Raw genomic sequence first — 12,311 nt, forward strand, 5'->3', positions numbered from 1 at the left:
AACCCAGAAAACCAAGAAGTGATTCTTGGCAGCCTTCACTCAAGCTTGTAACGAGTGTGGGAATATGTCACTCATCCTCTGCGTATGTATCCAAGTTACTGGGTAAGTAGATATCTGATGGGTCGTTGTTGGTAGCATTGACACCCAAACCTTTAGCTACAAGATCGCTGCTGACAGTTACTAAATCAATTTGCTGACGATAGTAATCGACACTTTTCACTTGCACGGCTACGCGATCGCCTAGTCTGTAAGAAGCTCGATTTTTCCGCCCAAATAGTGCCTGTTGTCTGGCGCGGTATTCATACCAATCATCTTTGAGGGAACTGACGTGTACCAGTCCTTCTACCCGTAAAGGTACGCTGATATCTTCTCCAGGATTCGATTCGGCGGCTGGAACTTCAATTTCCACAAAGAAGCCATAGGATTGTACACCAGTAATTACGCCTTGGAAGACCTGACCGATGCGCTGTTTCATCAGTTGGGCTTTTTGTAGTCCGGCTAAATCGGCTTCGGCTTCTTGGACTTCTTTTTCTCTGTCGTTAATCTGGATAATTACCCGATGCAAATCACTTTGGAGTTCTTGTTGCAATTCTGGCGGGAGAACGTTCCAGTTAATTTCGTTGTGAGAAGAAGAATGGCGCAGGTTAACTCGCTCTTTCACACGGGTGTTGCGGCGATCGCGTCCATGTTCTAGTAACCTATAATACACTCTTTGTATGAGCAAATCTGGGTATCTTCGTAGAGGCGAAGTACAGTGAGTATATTGATCTAGTGATAAACCAAAGTGGGTTCCTTTCGTGGTGTTATAGGCAGCTGGTTTAAGTGTGTCTTGTAATAGATAAGTCAGAACTTGCTCTGATGGGGATTCAGCAAAAGCCCCAGTTAAGTGCTGATAATCCAAAGGTTGAATATCTACTTCTGCTTCTAGTGTGAGTTCTACACCTAAATTGATGGCTAACTTCAGCATTTCCTGAACATCTTCGGTATCCGGTGTACCTTGGACTCGCCAAATGGCCGGAATACCTAAAGCACTCAGATGTTTAGCCATGAGTTCATTCACTAGTAGCACGAACTCTGTCAAGAGCGATCGCACTGGTAAATCATTGACCAATACTGCTCCCAATATCCCCTCATCATAGTAGGGGTTTTGATTAGGTGGTAAATTCAACTGCAAGCTACCACGAGCCAGGCGCGTCTGTTTCACTGCCTTTTGCAATGTTTCTAGGTCTTGCAGAATCTCAATTACCTTTGGCAGTTCATCTTCAGTTTCACCAGTGAGAATAGCTTCTGCTTCTTGCCGACTCAGTGCTGCATCGACATTGATCACACTGGGCTGAATTTCCCACTCCAACGCTTCTCCAGACTGTGGATCAATGGCAATTAAGAAAGACAGGGCTAGGCGATCGCTTCCTTCTACGAATGCACAGCGTTCGGCTACACATTCAGGTAACATTGGCAACCCTAAATTGCCCAAGTATACTGATTTACCCCGCTTCACAGATTCTCTATCTAAGGGTTCATCAGGGTGGACATAATGGGAAACATCAGCAATATGAAAGCCTAAAAGCCAATGTCCCTCTGCTGTTTTTTCTAAACTGAAAGCATTCTCAATGAATTTTGTGTCAAAATTAACACCTGCAATTGTCAGAGTAAATAAATTTCGTAAATCTAGTTTATTTTTCAGGTCTGCTTTCAGGAGCCTTTTGGGCAACTTAGCTGCTGCGTCTAAAACTGAATCCGGGAAATTACGGGATAAATCGTGCTTACAAGTTACCAAATCTATATCAGCAGCAGCCTCAGCATCGCTACCCAGGATTTGTACCACTCGACCTAAGGGGGGATGTTGTGCTAATGGATAACGCAGCACTTCCACATGAGCCAGGTGGTCAATGGCCTCTTCTAATTTCATGCCGTTTGTTTGGATTTTGAGTTCAAACAGCAGTCGATCATCTAAAGGTACAGCCCTAAAACCGTTTTCTACTGGCTTGATTCGTGCCAGTAATGTGTGGTTGGAACGTTCCAGGATCAGCTTAACTTCTCCTTCTGGAGAACGGCGACGACTACCTTCTTTGAGGACTCTTACCAAAACGCGATCGCCATTCCAAGCATTACTCAAATGGCTTTCGCGAATATAAATATCCTCCGCTCCTTCCACATCTTGAATAGCAAAGCAAAAGCCTTTACTAGAACAACGGAGTTTGGCTTCAATCACACCTTCTTCTGCCACCCGGCGATATTTGCCGCGTTCTTTCACCAGAATTCCGATTTTTTCCAGAACTTCCAAGGCAATGTGAAGTTTTTGTAAACTAATTTCATCCTCGCAACCGAGTTTCTTTTCCAAAACTTTACGAGCAACCAATTTATCATCAGTGAAATTGGCAAGGAGTGTAGCGATAGAAAATTCCATGCAGTGAACCGACCTTTGGTCAAAACATCATTTTTCATTTAATCTGGCCTTTTCCTGTAAGTAGGTTAACAGAAAAATTTAAAGGTATGTAAAGAAAAGTTAACCTAATTGGCTTTGTTAAATTTAGTACGTTCTGTCCGGTGTTTTCCTTTTTTACCTCTGGTTTCAACACCATCCATAACTGCATACGCTAGTTCTAATTCATCCTCAAACATTTTTCCAGCAATTTCATCTCGTTTAAGATGTTGCCATTCTAATTCAATTGGATTCATTTCCGAGCAATATTTAGGAAGGAAAAACATATATAAACCCATTTGTTCCCACTTTGTCCATAATGCCTGAACTTCTTTACAACAATGTATTGGTCCATTATCTTGAACTATGACTCTCATTCGTTTACTTTCAGATGCTTCTTGCGCCTCTTGTTCCATCATTTTGATGTAAGAACTGCGCTTAACTCCTCCAATTACTAGACCATAAATAAAGCTAATTAATGGCTGAAATAGCCCAATAATACTGATTCTGCGTCCACGTCTTTTTGTTTGTTCGAGCTTTTTTTGTTCTCCTTTTTGATAGTATGTATAACCTGAATCACTCCAAGCTGAAAATCCTGATTCATCCAAATATTTTAGGTCTATTTCTCCACTAGCCGCAGCCAGTTCTAACATATCCATATCTGCTTGTTTAAGTAGGTAAACAAAAAAAATTAAAGGTGTGTAAAGATAAGTAAATACGGAAAAACATATATTAGGGTGATGTAAATATGGGGTCAAGGTTAAGGATATTCCTGACAAAAAAACAAGATAGAGAGTTGTTTGACCTGAGAACAGCGAAAGTACCGCAGAAAGTAAAAGATAGAGCTGAAGTAATCAGATTAAATGCAGATGGTTGGTATGTGGAAAAAATAGCGGCTCACTTTGATTGGGGAGAGCAAACAGTAAGAGTCGTGTTGAATAAGTGGGAAAAAGAAGGAATAGAAGGACTCCATGAGTTACCAGGTCGAGGGAGAAAGCCAAAATTGGTGGAAGCTGACATTGAATATTTAGAAAAATGCTTGAAAGAAGAAGCACAAACTTATAACAGTAAGCAATTAGCAGAAAAACTGGATAAAGAGCGTGGGATAAAAGTAAGTACCAACACAATCAGACGGGGACTAAAAAAAAAGGGGTGATTTGGAAGCGGATAAGAATAAGTCATCAAGCAAAACAAGATCCAGTGACTCGTGCAAATAAACAAGCAGATATGGATATGTTAGAACTGGCTGCGGCTAGTGGAGAAATAGACCTAAAATATTTGGATGAATCAGGATTTTCAGCTTGGAGTGATTCAGGTTATACATACTATCAAAAAGGAGAACAAAAAAAGCTCGAACAAACAAAAAGACGTGGACGCAGAATCAGTATTATTGGGCTATTTCAGCCATTAATTAGCTTTATTTATGGTCTAGTAATTGGAGGAGTTAAGCGCAGTTCTTACATCAAAATGATGGAACAAGAGGCGCAAGAAGCATCTGAAAGTAAACGAATGAGAGTCATAGTTCAAGATAATGGACCAATACATTGTTGTAAAGAAGTTCAGGCATTATGGACAAAGTGGGAACAAATGGGTTTATATATGTTTTTCCTTCCTAAATATTGCTCGGAAATGAATCCAATTGAATTAGAATGGCAACATCTTAAACGAGATGAAATTGCTGGAAAAATGTTTGAGGATGAATTAGAACTAGCGTATGCAGTTATGGATGGTGTTGAAACCAGAGGTAAAAAAGGAAAACACCGGACAGAACGTACTAAATTTAACAAAGCCAATTAGGTTAACTTTTCTTTACATACCTTTAAATTTTTCTGTTAACCTACTTATTGTCTGGGTAGTAGGTAGGGGCGGGTTTACACATATCATTCATGATTAACGGGAATTTTGGTGAACCCGCCCCTACTAATTGAATTACCAAAATCCAAAATCTAAAATTGTTTGACCCTAACGCCAATTCTCCCAGTTTTCGTTAAAAATGGAAGTATCAGGGAAAGCCGTCGGGTTGCCATTTTGCTGCAACAGACGTTTGAGAGCTTGTAATTGTGGAGATGGTCTCGGTAAATCCTTTACCAATTGATAAGGTGCAACTTGATTTTTTAAAGAGAAAGCCGCAGTAGTTCCCGCAGCAGCGCCAGCCGACCATTCAAATGAGTGTACCCGATAGGCTGCTGCCGCAATGTGACTGGTAGCGATACTTTTACCCCCTACAATCAAATTATCGATTTTTTGGGGAATCATGGCTCTGAGGGCAATTTGGAAGGGATAAGCTTGACCAGCACCGCGCCTTTCTCCGGGACGTTCTCTATTACCAGCAGCTTCTGGAGGGCTTTTCTCCATGCAAGGATGGAAGTCTATGGCATAGTGACCAATACCTACAGCATCGGGAAAAATAGTCGAACGAGTCCGCCGCATTACTTGTTCGGGTGGCTTTTTACCTATAATTACTGATACTGCTTCTAAGCCTGCAAGGGTTCCTTGTAATCTCCGGTACATAGCCGCCGGCAGCATTTTGCGATAATACTCATCGTTGTAGTCGCGGCGAGAAATATCAGTTTCCCAAATCGTAAACCCTCCAGGTTGTCCCCAACTGGGACGGCCAATAATCCGCCGTCCTTCGCGCATATATGGATATTTCGATAAGCCATGCGCTGTTCCCATTGGGGAATTTAAGCCGGATATAAAGCGATTATTTGGGTGTTGCTGTTTAACACCTTCACCTAGTTGAGAATCTGTAGTTCCAGCTACTAGCCAGTAATAATAAGCAAGGGCGTTTTCCTCACCTCTTTGGAGGGTTTCTGTGCGTAGTCCCCCCAGCCATCCCCCTGGTTGCAACTGTCCAGCAGCTTGTAACTGTTGGCGCGTGTAAACTAGGTTATCTTGGGCGGTTCCGGGGCGATAGTCGTTACCCCAAGTCCAGTTTTGCATGGAAATGTCCCCTGGTGTGGGAGTAGAAAACCTCACACCACGAAAGGTTACAGGCTCTCCCTGTTGTGGACTCCAGATGCGGCGATAGGTGAAAACTAAGTCAAAGTTTGCCAGTCGCTGTAATTCATAACTAAAATATGGAGAATACTGTAAATAAAATGGCGGCATTTTCTGGGGTTGTGGTCCCTTTGTAGCCTCCATTGCAAAAGTGTAAGTAAATCCTTGGGTACAATAAGGATCGTTTTGGGCGCTGGAAGAAGAAGGTTCGAGGTGGGAACGAGGGTCAATACCTAAGCGGTAGGGAACGTCAGCAAGGGCGATAATTTCTCCGGTTTCGCTAGCATCGACAACGTACCATTTTGGGGCGTTCCCTTGGCTTTTTTGGGGAACTAGGCGAATAATATTTTTGGTGAACCGAGATGAGTTTTCGTAGCGATAAGCATCTTCTATGGTTTGAGATAAAGTAAAGGTGTTATGAGGTGGTGCGCCTTTTGCTGGTTGATGTTGAATTGCGATAGCTGCGCTGACCTGTCGGTTCGCACTATTAATTAATTTTCCACCACCATCAACTGTAGATGGGCTAATTTCTAAATCCTTAACTACCGTATTGGGGAACCATTCTAACTTGCCTCTACCCTTTCTTTCAGCATCTTTGAGCATCTGAGCCATGACGGTATGAGCATCACGAGGCAGAAAGCAAGAGTCACTTACCCAGCAATCCCCAGGGTTAAGTTTACCGTATTTGCGTTCAATGCGATTTCGCAATTCCAAGTAGCCACGAGAATAAAATTGGCGACTGCGCTGGGTGGGGCGTTCATCTAATGCAGATGTTCCCTGAGAAGAAATTTGTCCTCCCAACCAATCTGTAATTTCTGTGAGACAAACTGTGCGTCCCGCTAGTAAACCCTCGTAAGCTGTAGCTACGCCTGAAAGTCCACCACCCACAACTAATATCTCACAATTTACGGTTTTGTCTGGGTTTCTCGGTGGTGCTGCAACAATGGCAGACTGTGGTGCAATCAAGTTAGATATTAAGCTGACACTGACCAGTGATGTCAAGCTGTAAGCTACTTTGTGTCTACGCTTCATAGTTAGAGAAACCCTTTTACTCCTATCTCGATTTGTAGACGGTAGCATCTGGCAAATGTTGACTACAAGTTTAGCAACGGACACTTCAGCAGCCATAGTTCAGCAAAAAAAGCCAGATTCATATCTGAATCTGACTTTTCTGTATGCTCAGGGAATTACACAAAATACCCAATCTGTAGGCTCAGAGGTTGCACCGGGTGACGGTCAGTCACGACTACACAGGCAAAACCCTGAGACTCAATGCCGTAACGCACCCTACAAATATTGGTTAATTTATTTTTGGTAATTCTCTAAAGGAAATTTTTCGTGGTGAAGTTTAGTAGCGGTTACGTCCACCACCACCACCACCGCCGTATCCTCCTCCTCTGTTACCACCACCAAAGGAACCTCTATCTTCCTTGGGTTTAGCCTTATTTACTTTGAGTCCACGACCCATCCATTCAGCACCATCAAGAGCTTCAATGGCAGCAGCTTCTTCTGCTTCTGTCTCCATTTCAACGAAAGCAAAACCACGCATCCGGCCTGTTTCACGGTCAGTAGGTACTTGAACCCGCTTAACAGTGCCATATTCAGCAAATACTCCACTGAGATCTGCTTCTGTAACCTCGTAAGAAAGGTTGCCTACGTAAATCGACATCGGATTGTCTCCAAAATTGTTACTGAGTATAGATTTAAATTTCGGAGAATTAAATTTGTAGATACCAAAAGGGAATACCTGTCAATACTCAAAACAAATACTGTCACCGAATAAATCCTAATATTCTTAAGATTACACACAAGCTCACTATCTGTATATAGTAGATAGTTAAAATATGATTAACTTCTTAAGTTGGGTCTGTGTTTGGTACTTCTTATAAGTCTTGTGAGACTTAGCAGCGCACTTCTCGTAAGTTCTCACCAAAGCGATGTAATATACGAATAACGTTATAAAAATTAACAATGGTAGAACGCCCAATCAAAAAATCGGAACGTCAGTCTCAAGCAGCTACTGGTAACAGTTCCGAAAATTCGGATTCTATGCCCCCTGTGGAATCTCAGACTAAAAGCTTGAAACCAGTTGTTAATCGTTCGTCTAACACTGGCAAAAAATCATCTTTTAAAGATGATAATATTCAAAGAGGTAATCCTGCCCTGGCGCGTGGTCCAAAACCAGTTAAACCTCCAGTTAATGTCAAAACTGAACCTGAAAGCGAGTCTGAACCCATCTCTGATGAGCCTCAAGCGTAAGATTTTACGGAAGGCAGTAACTTAGCTAGTAGAGGAGTCTGATTGGGACAAAGGCGCGTGTAAGCTATTTCAGAGGTTCGAGGGTAGTGTCGCCGAACGTGAACACTGAACCCAACCGCTATTTTTCAGGGCTACTGAAAACCAACGATTCTGCTCACCCGCGCGAAATCCCCCGTGCTTCAGCCGGGGGTAAGCTTACTTGCGCCTTCTTTGCTTTTTTACTTTGTCTTTATACAAGCTTCAACCAATCAGGGTTCTGGCGATTTGGCGATTGAACCTCATTTCTGGTTGAAAGCATTTGTTTTCAATAGGCGAAGTCTTCTTAAAGATATCCCTGAAAGATTAATTTAAGCAGGAATGACTTGAACAATCAGTGAGCGTTTATCTAGGGACTGAACTTTGCCTACTTCACTCAGAGCAGCGACAATGCGGTCTAGCATTTCTCCAGCTTGCTCGCGATGTTGATGTTCACGACCTCGCAAACGAATTGCAAACTTCACTGAATCGCCTTTACTCAGCCATTGTGTCGCTTGCTCAATACGTAAATTGTAGTCTGCTATACCCACGTTTGGACGGAATCGAACTTCTTTGACGGTTGGTCTAGCACTCTGGGTCTGACGTTTTTTCTTTTGATACTGAAGCTTGCCATAGTTGATAATCTTTGCAACTGGCGTGTCTTTGCTTTCAGATACTACAACCAGGTCAAGTTCTAGACTTTCTGCTAGCTCTAGAGCCTCGGCTGTGTCAACTAGACCACGGTTATTATTCTCATGGTCAATCAAGTAGACTTGATTTGACTTAATTTGGGAGTTGATTAGTTGTTTTTTGACTACGATAATGGTTTCCTCTTAATTCAATACTTTGGTTTGCAAGCAATACCAAGGTAACACAATCATAACTATCCTTATTCTATCATTTGGCATGAAATATGATTTTTTTTGGGGGGTGAAACCCGAAGGGCTTACCCCGATAAATGATTGTAGGGGCTTGCAGTCGGCGAAGTATTCGGTCAGAATTGAATTCTGGTATAGATTGGAGATAGGCAAGCCACTTCAAAAACTGACCCAAGAATCAGGATGGTTCTTATGAAGCGCAAAAATCAAGTTATCCTCACTTTAGTGTTGAAAAGCGCTGTTGTCTTTTCGCCCTTGCTGCTGTCTGCTGGTATGGCTAGTGGACAACCCAGGCCATCCGTTTCCACAGAACTGAATACTGCTCCGGTAATATCTGAACAGCAGCCGGCAAAATTGGCTCAGTTGCAACCACAACAGCCGACTCCAGAGCAAGTTCCACCGGTTGGGGCGCAACCTTTGAATAACACGACTGTTTTGTTCAATGTGTGGTTGGTGATATTGAGTCTGTTTCCGGTGGCGGTGATTGCTTTATTCTGGTTGTTGCGGAAAGTGGCAATTCGTGAAATTGTTCATAGAGCTATGGCGCAGCTACAGGGTGTGGAAAATTTACAAAATCAGTTAACTATTGTTAAGCAAGATGCAGAAAATCTGATTCAAGAATCGAAAAAGATAAATCGAGAATTAGAAAACGAAGTTGCGACTCTGCAAGCAAATATCAAAAGAGAGCAAGACAATTTAGCTAATTTGACTTCTGAATTGTTGCAGTCAAGAGATAATATTTTGGCAGGTTTAGAAAGAAAAATTCAAAATATTCAAGAAAGTTTAGAGTCGGAATTTGTTACCCAACTATCTCAATTGCAATTGTCAGCAGAAGAAACAAAAGATAGAACAATAGAAAGTTTAGAAAGGTTACAATCTGATATTACTAATAAACTAGATGAGTTGCAGTTAGAAGCTGCACAGGAAAAGAATAGAACTCTGGAAGATTTAGAAAAATCTCGGAATGAATTTATTTCCTATGTTTCTAGCTTAAAGTCGGAAACTCAGGAACATAAGGATAAGACTGTTGAAAGTTTCTCAAGTTTACAGGTGGATGCTGAAAAAGAAAAGCATGAGATAATAGGCAATGTTAGAGAATTAGAAAAGTTCTTTAAATCAGAAGTATCACAATTACAGTCTGAGATTCAGCAACAAAAAGATAGCATTTTTGAGAGTTTAGGCGGTTTGCAGTTAGATGCACAACAAGAGAAAGATAAAACTCTGGAAAGTTTAGGGGAGTTAGAGAATTTATTTAAAGCTCAAGTGGCTGAATTGCAGTCTGAGACTCAGCAACGAAAAGATGCTATAATGGAATGTTTAAAAAAATTACAGTCAGATTTTGCTGAACAATTATCGGAATTACGGGTGGACGCTCAAAACCGCAAAGAGCAAATTATTACGAATTTAGAAGCATCAGGTTCTGAGTTTACGGCTCAATTTTCAGAATTACAATTAAATGCTCAAGAACAAAAGCTGCTGATTCTGGAAAAGCTGGAAAAGTTAGAGACGGATTTTGTCTCTCAACTTTCTGAGTTGCAGTTGGACGCTCAAGAACGCAAGAATATAATTTTGCAGGAGTTGGTGAATACTCAGCCGTCATCTGTTGCGGAAAAGTCAGAAATACAGGAAGTTCAGCCACAGTCAGAAGTGTTAGTGAATGATGCTCTCCAAGAGGGAGATGAGTTATTTGCTCAAAGAAAATATGATGAGGCGATCGCACTTTATGATAAAGTAGTGGCAGATGATCCTGATAATCATGTGGCTTGGTTAAAACATGGTTTAACTCTGGGAAGATTGCAACGCTACAAAGATGCGATCGCATCCTATGAAAAGGCTATTGAAATTAAACCGGATTATCACGAGGCTTGGTGCGATCGCGGTGTGGCTTTTGGTAAACTAGGACAACAGCAAAAAGCTTTCGATTCTTTTGATAAAGCGACTCAAGTTAAACCTGATGATCCAGTGGCTTGGTTGAATCGTGGTCTGGCTTTGATAGAATTGGAAAGATATGAGGATGCGATCGCTAGTTTTGACAAAGCCATTGATATTAATCCCAATTCTGCGAAAGTCTGGGATAAACGTGGTTATGCTTTGGTAAGATTAGGAGAAGATGATGAGGCGATCGCTAGTTTTGACAAAGCATTAGAAATTAATCCTAACTATGCTAGTGCGTATTACGATAAAGCAGCTTGTTATGCGCTGCAAAGACAATTGAAATTAGCTTTGGCAAATCTTCAACAAGCAATTGAATTGAATCCCAGATATCAAGAAGATGCGGCTTTTGACATTGATTTTGATGAAATTGCTGATGATAAAAGCTTTAGGGAACTGATATCTAAATAAGATGGAACCTCACCCCCGGCCCCTCTCCTTCTCCCAAAGGGAGACGCTACGCGAAGGTAAGGAGAGGGGAGTGAATGCTGAGTTTATGGTAATCGTAAATTAGAGAATATGGAACCTCACCCCCAGCCCCTCTCCTTATTAAGGAGAGGGGAGTGAATGCTGAGTTTATGGTAATCGTAAATTAGAGAATATGGAACCTCACCCCCAGCCCCTCTCCTTCTCCCAAAGGGAGACGCTACGCGAAGGTAAGGAGAGGGGAGTGAATGCTGAGTTTATGGTAATCGTAAATTAGAGAATATGGAACCTCACCCCCAGCCCCTCTCCTTAATAAGGAGAGGGGAGCAAATGCTGAGTTTATGGTAATCGTAAATAAGGACATTTGGAAAGAAACTCAGATGCTTTATTTTTAGCGTCGGGGTTGTTGATATGTGCTGGTGTCGGTCGAATAATTCCAGTAAACAAGTCTTCTAAGCCGTAGGGAGTGAAAAATTCCCATTCCCCTTGTGCATTTAGTCGAACTCCTACAGCTGTAGCGGTGTGTAACCAATCTTGAATACCATTTTCTGTACTGGTGTAGGATGTGCGCCCAGAACGCCAACGGGCAAAACTAGCTTGATTTTTGACATCAAACTGATAATTGGGAAATTGTGCGGTTAATTGTGCCTTTGCTGCTAGTTCCTGGGAACGGTTTCCTGATTCATCAAAAAAGGCAATATCGAAGTCTTTGATAAATAAACGACATTTTTGACCAAATACTGCACACCACACTGTATTTCGCACTGCACCCCCGGCTAACCACCAGTTAGGTAGATTTAGTTGAGCGATGGCAGGTAATACAATACCCACAGGTGTAGCAGCTAAAATTATCTGTAAGGGAGTGTTGCTATTCATTGACTTGGTGCGCGGTATTCATATTACCGAATTGGAAGCCCGTCGGGAACAGATTCAAGCTTTAGAAGAAAGTCTCAAACGTGACAGAAACGGTCATCAGAGAGAATTAGGTTAAGTCATAATCTCAAGTCCGTTTAATTTCCGAGGCTAATACTGCTCTGGGAATTAGGTAAATGATGTACAATAAGAATTAAAATACCACAACTTAGATACCCGACTTATTGAAGAAGTCGGGGATATGATTTTTTATTCATTTCTCGATGATCATCAAAATTCAAAGATATTTTTATTTTTACGAAGTAATTAAAAACTTATAAATTTTAATATTTTAGCCGTATCTCTATTTATAGCTATAGGACTACTATTTGATTATTGAACAAACACGTAGGGTGTGTTAGCGCAGCGTAACGCACCATTATTAAGGTTTTGGTGCGTTCCGGATTTCATCCTAACGCACCCTACTATACTTAATTTTTTCATAAATCAAACCGGATTCCTATATG

The 12,311-nt window shown here is 41.6% G+C and carries 11 protein-coding genes; 5 read left to right on the plus strand and 6 right to left on the minus strand.

Annotated elements, in window-relative coordinates; translation table 11 throughout:
* Positions 1-67: 67 nt before the first annotated feature.
* Together NSP_RS23345 and NSP_RS23350 are read right to left on the minus strand one after the other, a co-directional pair.
* A complete protein-coding gene (locus tag NSP_RS23345; protein WP_006198339.1) occupies positions 68-2,407 on the minus strand; it encodes a ribonuclease R family protein in 2,340 nt (779 codons plus the stop codon).
* A 104-nt stretch (positions 2,408-2,511) separates the two neighbouring features.
* Positions 2,512-3,081: a transposase gene (locus NSP_RS23350; protein ID WP_081450167.1), complete on the minus strand. Its 570-nt coding sequence runs from the start codon at positions 3,079-3,081 to the stop codon at positions 2,512-2,514.
* 89 nt (positions 3,082-3,170) lie between these two features.
* Here NSP_RS23350 and NSP_RS24915 point away from each other — a divergent pair.
* Positions 3,171-4,219, plus strand: a protein-coding gene (locus NSP_RS24915) for an IS630 family transposase (RefSeq protein WP_231859466.1) whose coding sequence is annotated in 2 segments (ribosomal slippage) — positions 3,171-3,563 and positions 3,566-4,219 — 1,047 coding nt in all. Because the reading frame shifts where the segments join, the coding sequence is not laid out codon by codon here.
* 165 nt (positions 4,220-4,384) lie between these two features.
* Here NSP_RS24915 and NSP_RS23365 read toward each other — a convergent pair.
* Complete coding sequence (locus NSP_RS23365) at positions 4,385-6,454, minus strand: FAD-dependent oxidoreductase (RefSeq protein WP_006196044.1); 2,070 nt, start codon at positions 6,452-6,454, stop codon at positions 4,385-4,387.
* A 55-nt stretch (positions 6,455-6,509) separates the two neighbouring features.
* Between NSP_RS23365 and NSP_RS23370 the strand changes: the two genes are divergently transcribed.
* A complete protein-coding gene (locus tag NSP_RS23370; RefSeq protein WP_006196043.1) occupies positions 6,510-6,740 on the plus strand; it encodes a hypothetical protein in 231 nt (76 codons plus the stop codon).
* A gap of 30 nt (positions 6,741-6,770) precedes the next feature.
* Here NSP_RS23370 and NSP_RS23375 read toward each other — a convergent pair whose 3' ends face one another.
* The gene (locus NSP_RS23375) at positions 6,771-7,091 is read right to left on the minus strand and encodes an RNA recognition motif domain-containing protein (protein ID WP_006196042.1); all 321 of its coding nucleotides are present in this window, start codon (positions 7,089-7,091) and stop codon (positions 6,771-6,773) included.
* 302 nt (positions 7,092-7,393) lie between these two features.
* Between NSP_RS23375 and NSP_RS23380 the strand changes: the two genes are divergently transcribed.
* The gene (locus NSP_RS23380) at positions 7,394-7,681 is read left to right on the plus strand and encodes a hypothetical protein (RefSeq protein ID WP_006196041.1); all 288 of its coding nucleotides are present in this window, start codon (positions 7,394-7,396) and stop codon (positions 7,679-7,681) included.
* 347 nt (positions 7,682-8,028) lie between these two features.
* Here the strand turns inward: NSP_RS23380 and infC are convergent, their stop codons facing one another.
* Positions 8,029-8,520, minus strand: coding sequence for a translation initiation factor IF-3 (gene infC, locus NSP_RS23385; protein ID WP_081450148.1), 492 nt, complete (start codon positions 8,518-8,520; stop codon positions 8,029-8,031).
* Between the two features lie 246 nt (positions 8,521-8,766).
* Here infC and NSP_RS23395 point away from each other — a divergent pair, with 246 nt between their 5' ends.
* Positions 8,767-10,917 carry a tetratricopeptide repeat protein gene (locus NSP_RS23395; protein ID WP_006196038.1) on the plus strand — a complete coding sequence of 717 codons (2,151 nt, stop codon included), beginning with the start codon at positions 8,767-8,769 and terminating at the stop codon, positions 10,915-10,917.
* A gap of 354 nt (positions 10,918-11,271) precedes the next feature.
* Here NSP_RS23395 and NSP_RS23400 read toward each other — a convergent pair whose 3' ends face one another.
* Entirely contained in the window at positions 11,272-11,808 is a 537-nt protein-coding gene (locus tag NSP_RS23400) for a nucleotidyltransferase family protein (protein ID WP_017804470.1), read from the minus strand.
* Between NSP_RS23400 and NSP_RS27305 the strand changes: the two genes are divergently transcribed.
* Positions 11,795-11,923: a hypothetical protein gene (locus NSP_RS27305; protein ID WP_017804471.1), complete on the plus strand. Its 129-nt coding sequence runs from the start codon at positions 11,795-11,797 to the stop codon at positions 11,921-11,923. The two genes, NSP_RS23400 and NSP_RS27305, sit on opposite strands and share 14 nt — an antisense overlap.
* Positions 11,924-12,311: the final 388 nt, after the last annotated feature.

This window comes from Nodularia spumigena CCY9414, from assembly GCF_000340565.2.
GTDB lineage: Bacteria > Cyanobacteriota > Cyanobacteriia > Cyanobacteriales > Nostocaceae > Nodularia > Nodularia spumigena.